Genomic DNA, 19,090 nt, shown 5'->3' on the forward strand with positions numbered 1-19,090 from the left:
GGGCATCGGGCGCGGGCCACCTACCCTGGGTCCGGTGACCAGCGCACGGCCGGCGGCCCGTCCCGCAGCCGCGCGTCCCCGCCCGCGCCCGCCCGTGCGACGGCGGCGGAAGCGCGCCGGCCGGATGGCCGGGTTGTGGGCGCCGCTGCTGGTCGTCGTGGTCGCCGTCGTCGGCCTGTCCTGGGACACCGACAGCCAGGGGGTGCCGCCGGTGGCCGGGCGCTGCACGGTCGCGGGCTCCGCGCTGACCGTGACCAACGAGCAGGCGGCCAACGCCGCCACCATCGCCGCCGTCGCGCGCAGCCGCGGGCTGCCGGCGCGGGCCACCGTGATCGCGCTGGCCACCGCGCAGCAGGAGTCCCGGTTGCGCAACCTCGCCTACGGCGACCGCGACTCCCTCGGGCTGTTCCAGCAGCGGCCCTCCCAGGGCTGGGGATCACCGCAGCAGGTGCAGGACCCGGTCTACGCGACGGGGAAGTTCCTCGACGGCCTGGTCGAGGTGCCCGGGTGGGAGAGCGGCCGGCTGACCGAGGTCGCCCAGACCGTGCAGCGGTCGGGCTTCCCCGAGGCCTACCAGCAGTGGGAGGGCATGGGCACGGAGCTCGCCGGGGCCCTGCTGTCCACCGACCCCGCCGCGCTGTCGTGCACCTACTCGCCCCCGCAGGCGGCCGGGCCGGTCGACGACCGCGCGGCCGCCGTCGCCGAGATGGTGCGCCGGGAGGCCGGGTCACCCACCGTGCAGCCGGGCGGGGTGGTGTCGGTGGGCGTGACCGGCTGGCCCGAGGTCACCTGGGCCGTCGCGCACGCCCAGAACCTGCAGCTCACCGAGGTCCGGTACACGAACTGGCGCTGGACGCCGACCGACGGCTGGGCGCAGGACGCCGAGGACGTCGGCGCGGTGCTGCGGCTGCAGCTGGCCGTCTAGGACCGCAGCCGCTCGACGGCGGCGTCGACGCGCTCGTCGGTGGCGGTGAGCGCCATGCGCACGTGCCGCTCCCCCGCCGGCCCGTAGAACGACCCGGGCGCGACGACGACGCCGAGGTCGGCGAGCCGGTCGACGGTGGTCCAGCAGTCCTCGTCGCGGGTCACCCACAGGTAGAGGCCGGCCGCGGAGTGCTCGACGCGGCCGCCCCAGGCCTCGACGGCGGCGCGCAGCCGCTGCCGCCGGGCGCCGTAGCGGGCGCGGGCCACCTCGACGTGCGCGTCGTCGTCCAGGGCCGCGGCCGTGGCGGCCTGCACCGGTCCGGGCACGAGCAGGCCCAGGTGCCGGCGGGCCTCCCACACCCGCGCCACCAGGGCCGGGTCGCCGGACAGCAGCCCGGCCCGGTATCCCGCCGCGGTGGACTGCTTGGACAGCGAGTGCACGGCGAGCAGCCCGTCGTGGGTGCCGCCCGCGACCGAGGGGTGCAGCACGGAGGTGGGGACGACGTCCCAGCCCAGCTCGACGTAGCACTCGTCGGCGACCACGGGCACGCCGCGCTCGCGGCCCCAGGTCACCCAGGCGCGCAGCTGCTCGGGCGACAGCACCCGGCCGTGCGGGTTGCCCGGGGAGTTCAGCCAGACCAGCACCGGGTCGGCGACGTCGGCGGGCGGGGTGTCGCTGCGCAGCACCGACAGCCCGGCGACGACCGCGCCCACCTCGTAGGTGGGGTAGGCGACCTCGGGGATCACCACCGTGCCGGCGTGCAGGCCCAGCAGGGTGGGCAACAGCGCGACCAGCTCCTTGGAGCCGACCGTCGGCACCACCGAGGGCACGGCGCCCAGGGGGTCGGCCAGGGTGACGCCCAGCCGGCGGGAGAGCCAGCCGGCCGCGGCGGTGCGCAGGTCAGCGGTGCCCAGCGCGGTCGGGTAGCCCGGGGCGTCGGCGGCGTCGGCCAGGGCCGTGCGCAGGACGTCGGGCGTGGGGTCGACCGGGGTGCCGATCGACAGGTCCACCGTGCCCCCCGGGTGCTCGGCCGCCCGCGCGCGGGCCGGCCGGAGCGAGTCCCAGGGGAAGTCCGGCAGCGAGCGGGAGGTCACTCCCCCTGCGGCGGCAGCGCCGCGACCAGCGGGTGGTCCTTGCCGACCTTTCCGGTGCGGGCCGCGCCGCCGGGGCTGCCCAGCTCGGAGAAGAACTCCACGTTGGCGTTGTAGAAGTCCTTCCACTTGTCCGGGACGTCGTCCTCGTAGTAGATGGCCTCCACCGGGCAGACCGGCTCGCAGGCGCCGCAGTCCACGCACTCGTCGGGGTGGATGTAGAGCATCCGGTCGCCCTCGTAGATGCAGTCCACCGGGCACTCGTCGATGCACGCCTTGTCGAGGACGTCGACGCATGCCTGGGTGATGACGTAGGTCACGGGGGTCCCTCCGGGGTGCGAACCACAGCAGTCTGGGGTGGGCACCAGTATGGAACCGGGGACGGGACGCAGCGAGGCCAGGGTCGCCTCACCCACCCCGCCGGGTCAGCAGGAGGAACCGTGGGTCAGCGCCGCAGCCCGCTCGACGTCGTCGAGCTCGAGCTGCTGGCCGCCCGCGGCTGGCGCGGCACCGAGGCGCAGCCGCTCGGGCAGTGGCTGCTGCGGGCCGGGGGCGCAGGCTTCACCGGCCGCGCGCACTCCGCGCTCGTCGTCGGCGACCCCGGCCTCCCGCTGCCCGACGCCGTCGCCGCGGTCGAGGAGTTCTACCGCGCCCGCGGCCTGCGGCCCTGCGCCCAGCTGCCCGGCCGGCAGGCCCGGGCCGCCGACGCCGCGTTCGCCGCCGCCGGCTGGGAGCGGGACGAGGACACCCTGGTGCTCACCGTCGAGCTGGACGACGGCGGACCCGGCCCCCGCGCCGACGTCCAGCTCGCCCCGGTGCCCGACGAGGAGTGGCTGGCCGCCTGCCGGCAGCACGGCACCCCGCTGCCGGCGGACGCGCCGGTGGTGCTCACCAACGCCGACCGGCTGGCGTTCGCCTCGGTCCGGGCGGAGGACGGCGCGGTGGTCGCCGTGGCGCGCGGGGTGCTCACCGACGACTGGCTCGGCATCACCGCGGTCACCGTCGCCGAGCGCGCCCGGCGCGGCGGCCTGGCCACGTCGCTGACCCGGGCGCTGCAGTCCTGGGCGGCCGACGCCGGGGCCCGGTGGTGCTACCTGCAGGTGGTGGCCGGCAACGCGCCCGCCCGGGAGCTGTACCGCCGGCTGGGCTTCATCGAGCACCACCGGTACCACTACCGGCGTCCACCGGCCGGCGGACGGGCCGGCTGAGCGCCCGGCCGACGGCGAAGGACCCGGTGAGCACCCCGACCAGCAGGAACGCCAGCCCCACGACCTGGGTCGCCGTGGTCGCCCCGGTGATCACCAGGTCGCCCTCGGGGCGGCGCACCGAGGCGGCGACGGCGACCACCAGCCAGGTCGCGACCGGCAGGACGGCGACCAGCCGGGACCCCGAGAGCCGGTGCGCCCAGGCCACCAGCAGCAGGTTGCCCGCGGCCGCGCCGAGCACCGAGAGCGGCACGGGCACCGGCCCGACCCGCAGCGGCAGCCAGAACACCTCCACCACCGCCAGCCAGAAGGCGACGGCGACGGCCAGCACCGCCCAGCCGGCGGTGCGCAGGCCGCTCACAGGCCCGCGAACAGGTCGGTCTCCCAGCCGTGCGGCCCGTCGCCGGGCCCGCGCTCGCCGCGCACCAGCCGGTAGTACTCGGTGGTGAGCACCTCCTGGCCGAGGTTGTTCGACAGCGCGAAGAAGTCGCCGTCCAGGGTGAGCTGGGTGGCGTGCGCGGCCATCGCGGCGGCCTTGCGGTCGCGGAACGCCGCGCCGTCGAGCTCGCAGCTGACGTCGGCGTCCTCGGCGGCGAAGGGGATCTCGCGGGCGTCGGTGACGCCGTCGTAGCCGGTGTCGGCGGCGGCGAGGGCATCCAGGCCCTCCTGCAGCACCGAGACCGGCACGCAGGTCCAGTACAGCTTGGCCACCCGGTGCGGTGCGCCGAGGTCGGGCCGGTAGGCGGGGTCGGCCGCGGCGTCGGCGGCGGCCATGGTCACCCGGTGGGCCTGCACGTGGTCGGGGTGGCCGTAGCCGCCGTGCTCGTCGTAGCCGACCACCACCTGGGGGCGGACCTCGCGCAGCACCGCGACGGCGGCCGCGACCGCCTCGTCGAGGTCGGCGTTCCAGAACGCGCGCGGGTGCGCGTTGGCCGGGGTGCCGACCATGCCCGAGTCGCGCCACCGGCCGGTGCCGCCGAGGAAGCGGTGGTCGGTGACCCCGAGGGCGGCCATCGCCCGCTCCAGCTCGACGATCCGGTAGCCGCCGAGCTGGTCGGCCTGGTCGGCGGCGAGCCCGGCGAGCTCGGGCACGAGGATCTCGCCCTCCTCCCCCAGCGTGCAGGTGAGCAGGGTGACGTGGGCGCCCTCGGCGACGTAGCGGGCCATGGTGGCGCCGTTGTTGATGGACTCGTCGTCGGGGTGGGCGTGCACGAGCAGCAGACGACGATCAGCGGGAGCCACGTGCACATGGTCCCAAGGCCGGGGCCCGGCGGTCACCGGGCCCCGGTCGGTCACAGGACCTGGGTGGCCGCCGCGTAGTGGCAGGCGCTCTGGTGCGCCGGACCGCGGGACTCCAGCGGGGGCTCCACGGTCAGGCACTTCTCCCGCTGGGTGTCGGTCAGCTCGTTCGCGAACTTCTGGCAGCGGGTGCGGAACCGGCAGCCCGAGGGCGGGTTGGCCGGGCTGGGCACGTCGCCGGTGATGATGATCCGCTGCCGGCTGCGCTCCCGGCGCGGGTCGGGCAGCGGGATCGCCGACAGCAGCGCCTGCGTGTACGGGTGCGTGGGCCGGTCGAACAGCTCGTCCCGCGGCGCGACCTCGATGATCTTGCCCAGGTACATGACGGCGACGCGGTCGGAGATGTGCCGCACCACCGACAGGTCGTGCGCGATGAACAGGTAGGACAGGCCCAGCCGCTCCTTGAGGTCCTCCAGCAGGTTGATGACACCCGCCTGGATGGACACGTCCAGCGCCGAGACCGGCTCGTCGAGGACCAGCACCTTGGGCTCCAGCGCCAGTGCCCGGGCGATGCCGATGCGCTGCCGCTGCCCGCCGGAGAACTCCGCGGGGTACCGGTTGGTGTGCTCGGGGTTCAGCCCCACCGTCTCGACGAGGGTGCGCACCCGCTCGCGCAGCTCCGCCTCGTCCTTGGTCAGCCCGTGGATGATCAGCGGCTCGGCGACGATGTCGAAGACGGGCAGCCGCGGGTTGAGCGAGGCGTAGGGGTCCTGGAAGACGATCTGGATGTCGCGGCGCAGCGGCCGCATCGCCTTGCGGTCCAGGCCGACCAGCTCGCGGCCCTCGAACTTCACCGAGCCGCCGGTGGCCGGCTGCAGGTTGAGGATGGCGCGGCCGGTGGTCGACTTGCCGCAGCCGGACTCCCCGACCAGGCCGAGCACCTCGCCCGGGTAGAGGTCCAGGTCCAGGCCGTCGACGGCCCGGACGGCGCCCACGGTGCGCTTGATCAGCCCACCGCCCTTGATCGGGAAGTGCTTCTCCAGACCGCGCACGGTCAGGATGGGCTCACGGGTGGCGGTCATCGCCGGTCTCCGTCCGTGCTCGTGCTCGGGGTCGTGGTCGCGTCCAGCAGCGAGCCGGTGCCCGCCTGCGGGGCGGGGTCGGTCCGCTCGCCGACCGGGTCGCCGGGGGCGCCGACGTCCTCGGTGCCGGCCGCCGCGGACAGGTCCGCGGGCTGCTCGGAGCCCAGCAGCCGGTCGTCGGCGGTCTCGTCGAACACCGCCGCGGCCTCGCCGTGGGCCTTGCGCACCTCGTCGATGCGGATGCAGGCCGCGGTGTGCCCGCCGCCGACGTCGACCAGCTCGGGCTCGGTGACGTCGCACTCGGCCACGTGCAGCGGGCAGCGCGGGGCGAAGGGGCACCCGGGCGGCATGTTGACCACCGAGGGCGGGGAGCCCTTGATCGGGGTCAGCCGCTGCTTGGTGGAGGAGTCCAGCCGGGGCAGGGAGCCGAGCAGGCCCAGGGTGTAGGGCATCCGCGGCTCGTAGTAGATGTCCTCGACGCCGCCGATCTCGACCGGGCGGCCGGCGTACATGACCAGCACGCGGTCGGCGATGCCGGCCACGACGCCGAGGTCGTGGGTGATCAGCACCATCGCGGCGCCGGTCTCGGACAGCGCGGTCTGCAGCACCTCGAGGATCTGCGCCTGCACGGTCACGTCGAGGGCCGTGGTCGGCTCGTCGGCGATGATCACGTCGGGCTGGTTGGCCATCGCGATGGCGATGACCACGCGCTGGCGCATGCCGCCGGAGAACTCGTGCGGGTAGGACCGCACGCGCTCGGCGGCGTTCGGGATGCCGACCATGGTCAGCAGGTCCGCGGCCCGGGCCTGCGCGGCCTTCGAGGACAGCTTCGAGTCGTGGACCCGCAGCGTCTCCTCGATCTGGTACCCGACGCGGTAGACCGGGTCCAGCGACGTCATCGGGTCCTGGAAGATCATGGACACGCCCTTGCCGCGGATCCGGGACATCGCCCGGTCGCCCTGCCCGAGCAGCTCCTGGCCCCGGTACTTCACCGACCCGCTGACCCGCGCGGAGGCGGGCAGCAGGCCCATGACGGCCAGCGACGTCACCGACTTGCCCGACCCGGACTCGCCGACGATGCCCAGCACCTCGCCCGAGCGCAGGGTGTAGTCCACCCCGCGGACGGCGTGCACCAGCCCGTCCTCGGTCGGGAAGCGGACGTTGAGGTCCTCGACGGTCAGCAGCGGCGCGGCCGGGTCGAGGTCTTTCACGATCGACATGTGGTGAACCCCTCAGGCCCGCACGCGGCGGTTGCTCGGGTCGAAGGCATCGCGGATCCCGTCGCCGATCAGGTTGATCGACAGCACGATGATCAGCAGCGTGATGCCGGGGAAGTAGAAGAGCCACGGCCGGGTGGTGGTGGCCTGCACCCCGTCGGAGACCAACCGGCCCAGGGACGTCTGGTTGGCCCCGTTCACCCCGAAACCGAGGTAGGTCAGCGACGCCTCGAGGATGATCGCGGTGGCCGCGGCCAGCGTCGTCCAGACGATCAGCGACCCCAGGGCGTTCGGGATCAGGTGCTTGAAGATGATCCGGCTGTTGCTGGCGCCGAGGGCGTGCGCGGCCTCGACGTACTCCTTCTCCCGCAGGGAGAGGAACTGGCTGCGCACGATGCGGGCCAGGTCCAGCCAGCCGAACAGGCCCAGGATGATGCCGACGCCCAGCGGCGTGCGGCTGGAGGGGAAGTTGCTGGCGACGACGATCAGCACGACCAACAGCGGCACGGTCAGGATCAGGTCGACGAAGCGCATGAGCACGCTGTCGATCCACCGCCCGAAGTAGCCGGCCAGCGCGCCGACCAGCAGGCCCAGCGGCAGGGCGATGACGACGAACAGCAGCACGATGAACAGCGAGCGCTGCACGCCCTGCATGAGGCCGGCGAGCAGGTCGCGGCCGATCGCGTCGCTGCCCAGCGGGTAGCCCTGGCTGCCCGGCGGAACGGACTGGGCGCCGGAGTTCTGGGTGGCGTAGTCGGTCGTGTAGAGCAGCGGGCCCAGGAAGCCGAAGGCGAGCAGCAGCACGAACACGACCAGGCCGGTCATCCCGACCTTGTTGTGCAGGAAGCGCCGGATGATCTGCTGCCGCTGGCTGCGGGCCTTGACGGTGAACTCGCGCTCGACCCCGCCGCCGACCGGCGCGCCGGGCTCGGTGGGGAGGGCCGCCTCGGCGGCGGCCTGCGTGGTGGCCATGGGATGTCCTCTCAGCCGGTCAGGACAGTCGGATGCGCGGGTCGAGGACCGCGTAGAGGACGTCGGCGACGAGGTTGAACACCACGACGAAGACGGCGCTGACGAGCAGCCAGCCGAGGACGACGTTGATGTCGTTCTGCCCGATGCCGTCCTGCAGCAGGTACTCGCCCATGCCGTGCCAGACGAAGACCTGCTCGGTGATGACCGCGCCGCCGAACAGGGTGCCGATGCCGAGGGCCACGACGGTGGTCAGCGGGATCAGCGCGTTGCGCAGGCCGTGCTTCATGACGACCCGGCGGTAGGGCAGGCCCTTGGCGCGGGCCAGCCGCATGTAGTCCGAGCCGAGGACGTCGAGCATGGCCGAGCGCTGGAACCGGCTCCACGCGGCGAAGGACAGCAGCGCCAGGCTGACGGTGGGCAGCACCAGGTGGCCCAGGCGGTCGCTCCACAGCTCCCAGCCCGAGGCGTAGAGCGACAGCCCCGGTGTCTCCTCGCCGATCGTGTAGAGCACTTGCTTGCCGAAGACGTCGTTCACCCCGCCGGCCACGAACTCCTTGAGGATCGCGGCGAACCAGAAGGTCGGCAGCGCGATCAGCAGGTAGGCCAGGAAGGTGAAGGCGTAGTCGGACGGCTTGTACTGCCGCACGGCACCGATCACGCCCACGACCACCGCCAGGATGACCGCGATGATGATCGCCAGCAGGATCATCCGGCCGGTGACCATGAGGCGGCCCGGCAGCTGCTCGCTGACCGGGGTGCCGTTGATGGTCTCGCCGAAGTTGCCGGTGACCACGCCGGAGAGCCAGCGCCAGTACCGGACGAAGAAGTTGTCGTTGAGCCCGAGCTGCTCGCGGAGGTTGTTGAAGAACGACTCCGGGGGCCGGGGGTTCTGCGTGTAGTACTTCGACAGCGGGTCGAAGCTGGCCGCGCAGAGCGCGAACACCAGGAACGAGCTGGCGAGCAACACGAAGACGGACGCGATGACCCGTCGGATCGTGAAGAAGAACATGCGGGGACCTTACGCCGTGAGCGGAAGCCGTCCGGTCGGAACGGCCAGTTCAGCTGGGACGTACTGACTCAGCGCAGACACAGCGCGGCCCCCGGGGGGTGCCCCCGGGGGCCGCGACTGCGATCAGCGATCAGGTGGTGCGGTGGTGCGTGCCGGCCGGGTGGCCGGCGGCGGGACCCTCAGGTCACTGCACCGTCCACGTCTCGGAGTTCCAGAGCGGACCGGCCTGCGTCGAGTTGTCCTCGACGTTGCTGATCGAGCTCTGGTAGGCGATGAACGTGGGCTTCTGGTACAGCGGCACCGTGGCGACCTGGCCCCAGAGCAGGGCGTCGATCTGGTTGCCCAGCTCGGCCTGCTTGTCGGGGTCGGGCTCGACCTGGAACTGCGCGAACAGGTCGTCGATCTCCTGGGTGCCCTGGCGGGAGTAGTTCTGCCCGATGGCGTCACCCTGCGGCTGCTCGTAGATCGACTGCGTGGCACCGCGGAACGGCGACCCGACCCAGGCGAAGACGGCGGCCTGGAAGCCACCGGCCTCCAGCGAGGTCGGCTTGTCCGCGCCGGCGAAGATGTCCGGGTTGGCGTTGAACGTCGCCTCGATGCCGGCCTCGGCCAGCTGCGGGATCATGACCTCGATGGTGGTCTGGCGCAGCGGGTTGTTGGCGGTGGTGTCGATCTGCACCGTCAGCCGCTGGCCGTTCTTGGCGTAGACGCCGTCGGACCCGAGAACCCAGCCGGCACCCTCGAGGGTCTGCTTGGCCAGCGCGGTGTTCTTGGTCTTGTACTCGTCGGGCGCGGTGTCCTGGTACTGCGGCTGGTTGTTGAAGTAGATCCGGTTCTCCAGCACCGTCGCGTCGGAGGAGAACTGGCCGACGGTCTGGTCGACGATCTCCTGCCGGTCCAGGGCCATGGTGAAGGCCTGGCGCACGGCGAGCTCGGAGAGCGGGCCGTAGGTGGTGTTGAAGTCCAGGTGCTCGAAGGACAGACCGAAGGTCACGTCGCTGGAGACGTTGGGCTCCAGGCCCTGGATCTGGTCGACCAGGTCCAGCTGCGGCTGCGGGTAGATCACGCCGAGCTCACCGGACTGGATGCCCTGCACGGCGGTGGTCGGGTCGTTGCCGATGTTCTGCACGACCAGCTGGGCCAGCCCGGTCGGCTCGCCCCACCACTCGGGGTTCGGCGTCAGGACGACGATCTGGCCGCCGACGTCGATGTTCTCCTTCTTGATCTGCCACGGCCCGGCGGAGATGTCCCCGACGATGCCGTCGGCGATCGGCCAGCCGTTGGTGATCGTGTCGCACAGCGCGACCGGGTCCTCGTTGTCCATCAGGTGCGCCGGCAGCAGGTTGCCGAACAGCGACTGCCAGTCGGAGAACGGGGTGGAGTAGGTGACGGTGACGGTCTTGTCGTCGTCGCCGGCCTCGACCGAGGCGATCTGCTCGTAGCCGGTCGTGCCCAGGAGCGAAGCGCAGCCGCCGTCGGCCGGGTCGCTGGAGCGGTTGGCCCGCCAGGTGAACTCGAAGTCCTCGGCGGTGATCGGGGTGCCGTCGCTCCACACCGCGTCGGGGTTGATGACGTAGGTGTTGACCTGGCCGCCGCCGGAGGTGTCCAGCTCGGGCTCGGAGGCCAGCAGGTCCTGGTCCCACTTCACGCTGAAGTCGGGCTCGACGACGTAGGGGCCGGGGAGGACCCGGATGAGCAGGTTGGCCACGGAGGTGGCGTTGCCCGCCGCGATGTAGGGGAAGAGGTTCTCCGGGAAGTCCGTGGACTCACCGAAGACGACGCGGCCCTGCCCGGAGGACCCGGACTCACCGCCCCCACCGCTGCTGCTGCCGCCGCCGCAGGCCGACAGCACCATCGCGCCGGCGATGCCGGTCGCGAGGAGCGCTGCGCCGCGCTTGCTGAACTTCACGTTCGAATGCCTCCCTCGACCCGCCCGAGGCGGGGGGAACTGACCTGGTCTGCCCGTCCGGGCACGATCGGCACCCGGACCGGACTGTGGACGAGCCGCGCCGGACCTGGCCGACAGCTGTCGGTCCGGGTACGACCAGGAGGACACTAGGCAGACCGTGGGGGGGCGTCCACGACCGTCACCGATTTGTGACCTGGGCTCACGACCTGCAGGAATTTCCCAGCATTCGCCCGGAACGACGACGTCACGGCGGCGTGACGGCTGGATTTCCTGCGGCCCCACGGACCCCTGGCCGGATTCCTTGCAGCGCGGCCGGTGCCGGGGACGACGGGGAACCGGCGGCGGACGGGGCGCGGGACCGGTCCCACCACACCGCCGGGGCCTGCCAGGGAATCGGCAGGTGCGAGCAGGTGTGACCGGTGGGGCCCCGGGTAGTGCCGAACTCGACCGCGTACGACGACCTCGAGGGAGAAGACCATGAGCGCCGTGGACAAGATCAAGAACAAGGCCGAGGAGCTGCTGGGTCAGGGCAAGGAGGCCGCGGGCAACGCGACCGACAACGACCGCCTCCGCGCCGAGGGCCAGGGCGACCAGGCCAGCGCCAACACCAAGCAGGCCGGCGAGAAGGTCAAGGACATCTTCAAGTAGGCCGCTCGACGGAGGGCCGTCCCGCGACAGCGGGACGGCCCTCCGTGCTGTCCGGGGGCTTGTGGTCGCCCCCCACCGGGGTCACGATGGCTGGTGATGATGAGCAAGGCTCACGATGTCCCCGTCCCGTCGGCCGCGTACGACGCCGCCTCCGCGGCCGTCGAGGCCGCCCTGGCCGCCGGCGCCCGCTACGCCGACGCCCGGCTGGTCGACCGCCGCACCGAGTCCATGACGGCGCGCGACGGCGACGTCCGCACGCTGGACCAGAGCACCACCGCAGGACTCGGCGTCCGCGCCCTGGTGGGGTCCTCCTGGGGTTTCGCCGCCCTGGGTGACCCCGACGGCGACGCCGCCTGCCGCGCCACCGGCGCGCGTGCCACCGCCATCGCGCAGGCCTCCGCCGCCGTCGCCGGGCCCGACGTCGACCTGCTGCCGGCGCAGGCGCACGTCGACACCTGGGCCAGCGGGTGCACCGAGGACCCGTTCGCGGTGTCGCTGGCCGAGAAGGGCGACCTGCTCACCGGGGTCACCGCGACGATGCGTGCCGCCGGGGTCGCCGTCGCCGAGGCGCTGTACCAGGCGTGGGACACCCGGACCGCGTTCGTCTCCAGCGAGGGCGCCCGCATCGGCCAGCACGTCCGCGAGTGCGGCGCCGGCATGCACTGCCTGACCGTCGGCGAGGACGAGACCCAGCGCCGCTCCTACCCCGCCTTCCGCGGCCAGTACGGCACCCGCGGCTTCGAGCTGGTGCGCGAGCTGGACCTGCCCGCCCACGCCGAGCGGATCGCCGCCGAGGCCACCGCGCTGCTCACCGCACCGCCCTGCCCGTCCGGGCGCACCACGCTGGTGCTCGGCGGTGAGCAGCTCTCGCTGCAGATCCACGAGTCGGTGGGCCACGCGGTCGAGCTGGACCGCATCCTCGGCTGGGAGGCCGCCTACGCCGGCACCTCGTGGCTGGACCTGGACCGGCTCGGCTCGCTGCGCTACGGCTCGGAGCTCATGACCATCACCATCGACCCCACGATCCCCGGGGCGCTGGGCTCCTTCGGCTACGACGACGAGGGCACCCCCGCGCAGCGGCGGTACGCCGTCCGCGACGGCGTGTGGGTCGGCGTGCTGGGCGGGCGGGACTCCGCCGCCGTCGCCGGGCTCACCGACACCGGGTCCGTGCGGGCCGACGGCTACGCCCGGATGCCGATGGTCCGGATGACCAACGTCGGCTTCGAGCCCGGCCCGCACTCCCTCGAGGAGATCGTGGCCGCCACCGACGACGGCGTCCTCATGGAGCACAACCGCTCCTGGTCCATCGACGACCGCCGGCTCAACTTCCAGTTCGGGTGCGAGATCGGCTACGAGATCAAGGACGGCCGCCGCGGCCGCATGCTGCGCAACCCGACCTACACCGGGATCGGCCCGCAGTTCTGGGCGTCGCTGGACATGCTCGCCGGCGGCGACGAGTGGCGGGCGTGGGGCACCCCGAACTGCGGCAAGGGCCAGCCCGGCCAGGTCGGCCACACCGGCCACGGCGCCGCGCCCGCCCGGTTCACCGACGTCCGGGTGGGGGTGCGCGGGTGACCGCCGACGACGTCGTCGCCGAGTTGCTGGAGCAGGTCCGGCGGCAGGCCGGCCCGGGTGCCGAGGCCGTCATCCGGGTGGAGGACGCCGACCTGGCGCTCACCCGGTTCGCCGGCTCGGCAATCCACCAGAACACCGCCGAGAGCCGCCGGACGCTGCACCTGCAGCTGGGCGTGGACGGCGGCCGCACCGCCGCGGCGTCGACCACCCGTGCCCGCGACGTGGCCGGTCTCGTCGAGGCCACCCTCGCCGCGGCGCGGCTGCGCCCGCGGGACCCCGCCTGGCCCGGGCCGGCCGGCCCGGCCCCGCTGGTGCTGCCGGACGTGGCCGACCGGGCGACCGCCGACGCCGACCCCGCGCTGCGCGCCCGCCTGGTGGGCGAGTTCGTCGCCGCGGCCGAGGGCCTGGAGACCGCGGGCTACGTGCAGACGTCGGTGGTGCACGCCGTGCTCGCCACCACCGCCGGCCAGCACGTCGCCGGGTCCTCGACCGCGGCCGCCTGCGACGGCGTCGCCCGGCTCCCCGGTGCCGACGGCACGGCCCGCCAGGTGGCCGCCGCGGTCGGCGAGCTGGACTGCGCGGCACTGGGCGCCCGGGCGGCGGCCAAGGCGCGGGCCGGCACCGACCCCTCCCCCGTCGACCCCGGCCGCTGGCCGGTGGTCCTCGAGCCCACCGCGGTGGCCGACGTGGTCGCCGGCCTGCTCACCGGGCAGTTCCAGGCCCGCGCCGTGCTCGACGGCACCGGCGGGCTGCGGACCGGGGAGCAGCAGTTCGACCCGGCGGTGTCGCTGACCGACCCGGCCGGCCTGGGCCTGCCCTTCGACACCGAGGGCACCCCGAAGCGGTCGGTCGAGCTGGTGCGCGACGGGGTGCCGGTCGGGGTGACCTCGGACCGGCGGACCGCGGCGGCCACCGGCGGGGCCTCCACCGGCCACGGCGGGCCGGCGTCGGCGACCTGGGGCCCGGTGGCCACCGACGCCGCGCTGGCGCCCGGGACCGGCGGCGGCGTCGAGGACCTCGTCGCCGGGCTCGACCGCGGGCTGCTGGTCACCGATGTCTGGTACACCCGCGTGCTGGACCAGAAGCGCTCGGTCTGGACCGGCCTGACCCGCAACGGCGTCTGGCTGGTCGAGGGCGGCCGGGTGGTGCGGCCGGTGTCCACGCTGCGGTTCACCCAGTCCTACCTGGAGGCGCTCGCCCCCGGCGCGGTCACCGTGGGCTCGCAGGTGCAGGCGGTCCCCCGCACGCTGACGTCGACCGCGTGGGGCACCCACCGGGTCGCCGTCCCCGCGCTGGCCCTGGCGTCCTGGAACATCACCGGCAACGCGACCGGCTGAGGTCAGAGCCGGGCCAGCAGCGCCCGGACGGCGGGCAGCAGCGGCCGGTCGGCCGGGATCCAGTCCAGGTCCTCCAGCTCGTCGGCGGTCACCCAGCGCACCTCGGAGTGCTCGTGGGCCACCAGCTCGCCGCCGGTGACCCGGCCCCACCACACCCGCAGCGTGGAGGCACCGGGTGCGCCGCCGGCGACGACGCCGGGCAGCGGCACCTCGCCGAGGAAGGCCTGCGGGGCGATGTCCACCGCCAGCTCCTCCTGGCACTCCCGGACCAGCGCCGCCAGCTCGGACTCCCCGCGCTCGACCTTGCCGCCGGGGAACTCCCACCTGCCGGCCAGCTGCCCGCTCCCGCGGCGGGCCACCAGCACCCGGTCGCCGTCCACCAGCGCGGCACCGACGACCTGCACGACGTCCTCGGCCCGGCGCTGCGCGGCCGCGGCGAACAGGTCCAGGTGGGCCTGCATGGCGGCCAGCACGTGCCGCCGGACGACCGTCTGGTCCAGCAGGCGCCCCAGCACCCCGGGCACCCGGTTGTCCCACTCGACCTGCTCGTCGACCAGCGTGCCGGCGCCGGTCGGGTGGAACCGGCGGGTGTGCCGCACCTGCGCCATCAGCCCGCCCGACCCGTGGAACTCGTCGGCGAAGGGGCGCTCGGAGGAGACCTCGGTCAGCGCCCACGGCCAGGGCCGGCCGAGCACCCGGGCCACGTCGTGGGCCACCGTCAGCGGCGCCTCCACCAGCGTGGTGAATCGCAGCTGGAACACCACCGCAGCTTCCCAGACGGGGCAGGATGGCGGTCGTGCGCATCTCCGCCCGGGTCGACTACGCCGTACGGGCCACCCTCGAACTGGCCAAGGCGAGCCCGGACGCCCTGACCTGCGACCGCATCGCCACCGCCCAGGGCATCCCCTCCCGCTTCCTGCAGGCGATCCTCGGCGACCTGCAGCACGCCCGGCTGGTGACCAGCCAGCGCGGCCGGGACGGCGGCTACCGCCTGGCGCTGCCGCCGTCGGAGGTGTCGATCGCCCGGGTCATGCGGGTCGAGCAGGGCTTCCTCGCCGAGGTCCACGGCCAGCGGCCGGAGGACGCGCTCTACCCCGGCGCCGCGGAGGCGCTGACCAGCGTGTGGGTGGCCGCGCGGGACTCCTACCGGCGGGTGCTCGAGCAGGTCACCCTGGCCGACGTGGTCTCGGGCAAGCTGCCCGACGCGGTGGCCGAGCTGGCCGAGGTGGAGAGCGCCTGGCGCTCCTTCGGCGCGGTGCCGGTCGACTGATTGACTCACCGCCCATGAGCGGAGTCGCCGTCCTGCTGACCGGGCTCTCGGGAGCCGGGAAGTCCACCATCACCGACGCGCTCGTCGCCGAGCTGGAGGCCGAGGGCACCCCGGTCACCGTGCTGGACGGCGACGTGGTGCGCACCCACCTGTCCAGCGAGCTCGGGTTCAGCCGGGCCGACCGCGACCTCAACATCCGGCGCATCGGCTGGGTGGCCGGCGAGGTCGTCAAGCACGGCGGGACGGCGGTCATCGCCGCCATCGCCCCCTTCGAGGAGGCGCGCGAGCAGGCGCGCGCGCTGGTCGAGGCGCACGGCCGGTTCGTGCTGGTGCACCTGTCCACGCCGCTGGAGGTCTGCGAGGCCCGCGACGTGAAGGGGCTGTACGCCAAGGCGCGCGCCGGGGAGATCCCGACGTTCACCGGCGTCAGCGACCCCTACGAGGAGCCGGTCCGCGCGGAGCTGCGCGTCGACACCTCCGTCGTGCCGCTCCCCGACGCGGTCGCGCAGGTCCGGGCGGCGATGGCAGGTGTGGGAGACTCGTCGGCGTGACTGGCCGCGGCACGCCCCTGGTCGCGCGCCTGCACATCGACCTGGGCCGCGTCGTGAGCGCCGCCTGTCGCCGCTCGCTCTGAGCCGCGCCACCCCAGTCCCCGCAACGCCGCGCCGCCCCGACCCCGGCGCGAAGATGGAGCCCACCCGTGTCCTCCCCCACCCGCACCAGCCGCACGGCCCAGAAGGGCCAGGGCCAGTGGGCCCTCGGCTACCGCGAGCCGCTCAACCCCAACGAGCGGATGAAGAAGGACTCCGACGGCCTCGACGTCCGCCAGCGGATCCTCGACATCTACCGGCACACCGGCTTCGACGGCATCGACCCCGGTGACCTGCGCGGGCGGATGCGCTGGATGGGCCTCTACACCCAGCGCGCCCAGGGCATCCCCGGCGGGAAGACCGCCGTGCTGGAGCCCGAGGAGCTCGAGGACTCCTACTTCATGCTGCGCATCCGCATCGACGGCGGGCAGCTGTCGGCCGACCAGCTGCGGGTGGTCGCCGGTATCTCGACCGAGTTCGGCCGCGGCGTCGCCGACGTCACCGACCGGCAGAACGTGCAGCTGCACTGGATCCGGATCGAGGACGTCCCCGAGATCTGGGAGCGGCTGGAGGCCGTGGGCCTGTCGACCACCGAGGCCTGCGGCGACACCCCGCGCGTCATCCTCGGCTGCCCGCTGGCCGGGGTGCTCGACGACGAGGTCCTCGACGCCACCCCCGCGGTCGCCGAGGTGGTGGAGAAGTACCTGGGCGACCGGGAGTTCTCCAACCTGCCCCGCAAGTTCAAGTCCTCCATCTCCGGGTGCGCCCACCACTGCACCAACCACGAGATCAACGACGTCGCCTTCGTCGGCGTGCGCAACGCCGACGGCGAGGCCGGCTACGACCTGTGGGTGGGCGGCGGGCTGTCGACCAACCCGCGCTTCGCCGAGCGGCTGGGCGTCTTCGTCCGGCCCGACCAGGTCTCGGACGTGTGGGCCGGCGTGTGCGCGGTCTTCCGGGACTACGGCTACCGCCGCTCGCGCACCCACGCCCGGATCAAGTTCCTGATGGCCGACTGGGGGCCCGAGAAGTTCCGCCAGGTGCTGCAGGACGAGTACCTGCACGAGGCGCTGCCCGACGGCCCGGCCCCCGACCGGCCGGCCACCGACCAGCGCGACCACGTCGGCGTGATGAGGCAGGTCGACGGCACCAACGCGCTGGGCTTCGCGCTGCACACTGGCCGCATCGGCGGCGAGCTGCTGGCCCAGGTCGCCGACATCGCCGAGCGGTTCGGCCAGGGCCGCATCCGGACCACGGCCGACCAGAAGCTGGTGGTCCTCGACGTCCCGGACGACCAGGTCGAGGACGCCGTCGCCGCGCTCGCCGAGCACGACCTGCTGGTCCGCCCCAGCGTGTTCCGCCGGCAGACGATGGCCTGCACCGGCATCGAGTTCTGCAAGCTGGCCATCGTCGAGACCAAGGGCCGGGCCAAGGAACTGACCGCCGAGCTCGAGCGCCGGCTGCCCGACTTCGACACCCCGCTGACCATCAACGTCAACGGCTGCCCGAACTCCTGCGCCCGGTTCCAGACCGCCGACATCGGCTTCAAGGGCATGGTCGTCGGCGGCGAGGAGGGCTTCCAGGTGCACCTGGGCGGCCACCTCGGGTTCGAGTCCTCGATCGGCCGCAAGCTGCGCGGGCACAAGGTCGCCGCCACCGAGACCGCGGACTACGTCGAGCGGGTGCTGCGGGGCTACCTCGAGCACCGCACCGAGGGCGAGACCTTCGCCGCCTACGCCGGCCGCGCCGACGAGGAGTGGCTGCGCTGAGCGGCGAGGGAAGGGTCCGGCAGCTCCCGCCGTTCTACTGCCCGTACTGCGGCGAGGAGACCCTCCGGCCGCGCGCGACCGAGGGAGAATGGCACTGCGGGTCCTGCCTGCGGACCTTCACCCTCGCGACGACGGGAACGGGAGTGCAGCAGCCGTGAGCTCGACCCTGGTGGAACCGACACCCGAACTGGCCGCCGAGGCCGACGCCCGCTTCGAGGGCGTCGCCGACCCGGAGGAGCAGGCGCTGGCGGTGCTCCGCTGGGCCGGGGAGACCTTCGGCGACTCGTTCGCGCTGACCTCCTCGATGGCCGACGGCCTGCTGGCGCACCTGGCCGGCCGCGCCCACCCCGGCGTCCAGGTGGTCTTCCTCGACACCGGCTACCACTTCGCCGAGACCACCGGCACCCGTGACTGGATCGCCTCGGTCACCGACATCCGGGTGCTCTCGGTGCAGCCCGAGCAGACCGTCGCGCAGCAGGACGCCGAGTTCGGCCCGCAGCTGCACGACCGCGACCCCGACCTGTGCTGCGCGATGCGCAAGGTGCAGCCGCTGGCCCGCGCGCTGGCCGGCTTCTCCGCGTGGGGGTCCGGGGTGCGCCGCGACGAGGCCGAGACCCGGCGCGGCACCAAGGTCGTCGACTGGGACGCCAAGCGCGGCATGGTGAAGGTCAACCCGCTCGCCGCCTGGACCCAGGACGACGTCGACCGCTACACCGCCGAGCACCAGGTGCCGGTGAACCCGCTGGTCGAGGTGGGCTACGCCTCGATCGGCTGCGCGCCGTGCACCCGGCCGGTCGCCCCCGGCGAGGACCCGCGCGCCGGGCGCTGGGCCGGTCGCAACAAGGTGGAGTGCGGCCTGCACACCTGAGCGCCCTGGCCCACACTGCTGGGCATGGGACGACCCGAACCGCTGTCCGCCGAGCAGGTGGCCACCGCGGTGGCCGAGCTGACCCACTGGGACGGCGACACCCAGGGCATCTACCGCCGGGTCGAGACCGGGTCCTTCCGGGCCGCCGTCGAGCTGGTCGACCGGATCGCCGACGTCGCCGAGGAGATGGACCACCACCCCGACCTCGACATCCGCTACAGCTGCGTGCGGGTCGCGGTGGTCACCCACTCCGCCGGCGGCGTCACCGACCTGGACGTCGAGCTGGCGCGCCGGGTCGACGCCCTCGCCGAGGCCGCCGACCCGGCCTGACCGACCGGTCCGCTGCCCGCTGTTCACCGGGGCGTCGTCCGCCCGCCCCCTCCC

Annotated in this window: 20 protein-coding genes; 10 read left to right on the plus strand and 10 right to left on the minus strand. The window is 73.7% G+C overall.

Annotated elements, in window-relative coordinates:
- The first annotated feature begins 34 nt into the window (after positions 1–34).
- Positions 35–925, plus strand: a complete 891-nt coding sequence (locus BLT39_RS00295; protein WP_131801368.1) for a hypothetical protein — start codon at positions 35–37, stop codon at positions 923–925.
- Here the strand turns inward: BLT39_RS00295 and dapC are convergent.
- Together dapC and fdxA are read right to left on the minus strand one after the other, a co-directional pair.
- The gene (dapC, locus tag BLT39_RS00300; protein ID WP_091056820.1) at positions 922–2,019 is read right to left on the minus strand and encodes a succinyldiaminopimelate transaminase; all 1,098 of its coding nucleotides are present in this window, start codon (positions 2,017–2,019) and stop codon (positions 922–924) included. The two genes, BLT39_RS00295 and dapC, sit on opposite strands and share 4 nt — an antisense overlap.
- Positions 2,016–2,336, minus strand: a complete 321-nt coding sequence (fdxA, locus tag BLT39_RS00305) for a ferredoxin (protein ID WP_091056825.1) — start codon at positions 2,334–2,336, stop codon at positions 2,016–2,018. Before fdxA ends, dapC begins: the two co-directional genes overlap by 4 nt.
- Positions 2,337–2,456: 120 nt before the next feature.
- Here fdxA and BLT39_RS00310 point away from each other — a divergent pair, with 120 nt between their 5' ends.
- Positions 2,457–3,224 carry a GNAT family N-acetyltransferase gene (locus tag BLT39_RS00310; RefSeq protein ID WP_091056829.1) on the plus strand — a complete coding sequence of 256 codons (768 nt, stop codon included), beginning with the start codon at positions 2,457–2,459 and terminating at the stop codon, positions 3,222–3,224.
- On the opposite strand, the gene BLT39_RS00315 is transcribed toward BLT39_RS00310, so the two are convergent.
- From BLT39_RS00315 to BLT39_RS00345, 7 genes are all read right to left on the minus strand, one after another.
- Positions 3,166–3,582, minus strand: coding sequence for a hypothetical protein (locus BLT39_RS00315; protein WP_091056832.1), 417 nt, complete (start codon positions 3,580–3,582; stop codon positions 3,166–3,168). The two genes, BLT39_RS00310 and BLT39_RS00315, sit on opposite strands and share 59 nt — an antisense overlap.
- Positions 3,579–4,463 carry an N-acetyl-1-D-myo-inositol-2-amino-2-deoxy-alpha-D-glucopyranoside deacetylase gene (mshB, locus tag BLT39_RS00320; RefSeq protein ID WP_207507479.1) on the minus strand — a complete coding sequence of 295 codons (885 nt, stop codon included), beginning with the start codon at positions 4,461–4,463 and terminating at the stop codon, positions 3,579–3,581. The genes BLT39_RS00315 and mshB overlap by 4 nt, the downstream gene beginning before the upstream one ends.
- A gap of 50 nt (positions 4,464–4,513) precedes the next feature.
- Positions 4,514–5,542 carry an ABC transporter ATP-binding protein gene (locus BLT39_RS00325; RefSeq protein ID WP_091056840.1) on the minus strand — a complete coding sequence of 343 codons (1,029 nt, stop codon included), beginning with the start codon at positions 5,540–5,542 and terminating at the stop codon, positions 4,514–4,516.
- On the minus strand, positions 5,539–6,762 hold the full coding sequence (locus BLT39_RS00330) for an ABC transporter ATP-binding protein (protein WP_091056844.1): 1,224 nt from the start codon (positions 6,760–6,762) through the stop codon (positions 5,539–5,541). Before BLT39_RS00330 ends, BLT39_RS00325 begins: the two co-directional genes overlap by 4 nt.
- A gap of 12 nt (positions 6,763–6,774) precedes the next feature.
- The gene (locus tag BLT39_RS00335) at positions 6,775–7,731 is read right to left on the minus strand and encodes an ABC transporter permease (protein ID WP_091056847.1); all 957 of its coding nucleotides are present in this window, start codon (positions 7,729–7,731) and stop codon (positions 6,775–6,777) included.
- Between the two features lie 19 nt (positions 7,732–7,750).
- The gene (locus tag BLT39_RS00340) at positions 7,751–8,740 is read right to left on the minus strand and encodes an ABC transporter permease (protein ID WP_091056851.1); all 990 of its coding nucleotides are present in this window, start codon (positions 8,738–8,740) and stop codon (positions 7,751–7,753) included.
- A gap of 184 nt (positions 8,741–8,924) precedes the next feature.
- The gene (locus tag BLT39_RS00345; protein ID WP_091056855.1) at positions 8,925–10,649 is read right to left on the minus strand and encodes an ABC transporter family substrate-binding protein; all 1,725 of its coding nucleotides are present in this window, start codon (positions 10,647–10,649) and stop codon (positions 8,925–8,927) included.
- Positions 10,650–11,126: 477 nt separating this feature from the next.
- Between BLT39_RS00345 and BLT39_RS00350 the strand changes: the two genes are divergently transcribed.
- From BLT39_RS00350 to BLT39_RS00360, 3 genes are all read left to right on the plus strand, one after another.
- Positions 11,127–11,297 carry a CsbD family protein gene (locus tag BLT39_RS00350; RefSeq protein WP_091056858.1) on the plus strand — a complete coding sequence of 57 codons (171 nt, stop codon included), beginning with the start codon at positions 11,127–11,129 and terminating at the stop codon, positions 11,295–11,297.
- Between the two features lie 96 nt (positions 11,298–11,393).
- Positions 11,394–12,872: a TldD/PmbA family protein gene (locus BLT39_RS00355; protein ID WP_242658050.1), complete on the plus strand. Its 1,479-nt coding sequence runs from the start codon at positions 11,394–11,396 to the stop codon at positions 12,870–12,872.
- Positions 12,869–14,209: a metallopeptidase TldD-related protein gene (locus BLT39_RS00360; RefSeq protein WP_091056862.1), complete on the plus strand. Its 1,341-nt coding sequence runs from the start codon at positions 12,869–12,871 to the stop codon at positions 14,207–14,209. The genes BLT39_RS00355 and BLT39_RS00360 overlap by 4 nt, the downstream gene beginning before the upstream one ends.
- A gap of 2 nt (positions 14,210–14,211) precedes the next feature.
- Here BLT39_RS00360 and BLT39_RS00365 read toward each other — a convergent pair whose 3' ends face one another.
- Positions 14,212–14,970, minus strand: coding sequence for an NUDIX domain-containing protein (locus BLT39_RS00365; RefSeq protein ID WP_091059050.1), 759 nt, complete (start codon positions 14,968–14,970; stop codon positions 14,212–14,214).
- Between the two features lie 26 nt (positions 14,971–14,996).
- On the opposite strand from BLT39_RS00365, the gene BLT39_RS00370 reads away from it, so the two are divergent.
- From BLT39_RS00370 to BLT39_RS00390, 5 genes are all read left to right on the plus strand, one after another.
- Entirely contained in the window at positions 14,997–15,479 is a 483-nt protein-coding gene (locus tag BLT39_RS00370) for an RrF2 family transcriptional regulator (RefSeq protein WP_091056865.1), read from the plus strand.
- A gap of 14 nt (positions 15,480–15,493) precedes the next feature.
- Positions 15,494–16,030, plus strand: coding sequence for an adenylyl-sulfate kinase (gene cysC / locus BLT39_RS00375; protein WP_091056869.1), 537 nt, complete (start codon positions 15,494–15,496; stop codon positions 16,028–16,030).
- A gap of 149 nt (positions 16,031–16,179) precedes the next feature.
- Complete coding sequence (locus BLT39_RS00380; RefSeq protein ID WP_242658051.1) at positions 16,180–17,838, plus strand: nitrite/sulfite reductase; 1,659 nt, start codon at positions 16,180–16,182, stop codon at positions 17,836–17,838.
- A 154-nt stretch (positions 17,839–17,992) separates the two neighbouring features.
- Positions 17,993–18,706, plus strand: coding sequence for a phosphoadenylyl-sulfate reductase (locus BLT39_RS00385; RefSeq protein WP_207507483.1), 714 nt, complete (start codon positions 17,993–17,995; stop codon positions 18,704–18,706).
- A gap of 24 nt (positions 18,707–18,730) precedes the next feature.
- On the plus strand, positions 18,731–19,036 hold the full coding sequence (locus tag BLT39_RS00390; protein WP_091056876.1) for a 4a-hydroxytetrahydrobiopterin dehydratase: 306 nt from the start codon (positions 18,731–18,733) through the stop codon (positions 19,034–19,036).
- Positions 19,037–19,090: the final 54 nt, after the last annotated feature.

It is taken from the genome of Klenkia brasiliensis, from assembly GCF_900100695.1.
GTDB classification, from domain to species: domain Bacteria; phylum Actinomycetota; class Actinomycetes; order Mycobacteriales; family Geodermatophilaceae; genus Klenkia; species Klenkia brasiliensis.

Bases quoted from the DNA above. Each gene is read 5' to 3' on its own strand.
- BLT39_RS00325 (WP_091056840.1), bottom strand. From the start codon at position 5,542: ATGACCGCCACCCGTGAGCCCATCCTGACCGTGCGCGGTCTGGAGAAG.
- BLT39_RS00330 (WP_091056844.1), bottom strand. From the start codon at position 6,762: ATGTCGATCGTGAAAGACCTCGACCCGGCCGCGCCGCTGCTGACCGTC.
- BLT39_RS00335 (WP_091056847.1), bottom strand. From the start codon at position 7,731: ATGGCCACCACGCAGGCCGCCGCCGAGGCGGCCCTCCCCACCGAGCCC.
- BLT39_RS00340 (WP_091056851.1), bottom strand. From the start codon at position 8,740: ATGTTCTTCTTCACGATCCGACGGGTCATCGCGTCCGTCTTCGTGTTG.
- BLT39_RS00350 (WP_091056858.1), top strand. From the start codon at position 11,127: ATGAGCGCCGTGGACAAGATCAAGAACAAGGCCGAGGAGCTGCTGGGT.
- BLT39_RS00355 (WP_242658050.1), top strand. From the start codon at position 11,394: ATGATGAGCAAGGCTCACGATGTCCCCGTCCCGTCGGCCGCGTACGAC.
- BLT39_RS00370 (WP_091056865.1), top strand. From the start codon at position 14,997: ATGGCGGTCGTGCGCATCTCCGCCCGGGTCGACTACGCCGTACGGGCC.
- cysC (WP_091056869.1), top strand. From the start codon at position 15,494: ATGAGCGGAGTCGCCGTCCTGCTGACCGGGCTCTCGGGAGCCGGGAAG.
- BLT39_RS00390 (WP_091056876.1), top strand. From the start codon at position 18,731: ATGGGACGACCCGAACCGCTGTCCGCCGAGCAGGTGGCCACCGCGGTG.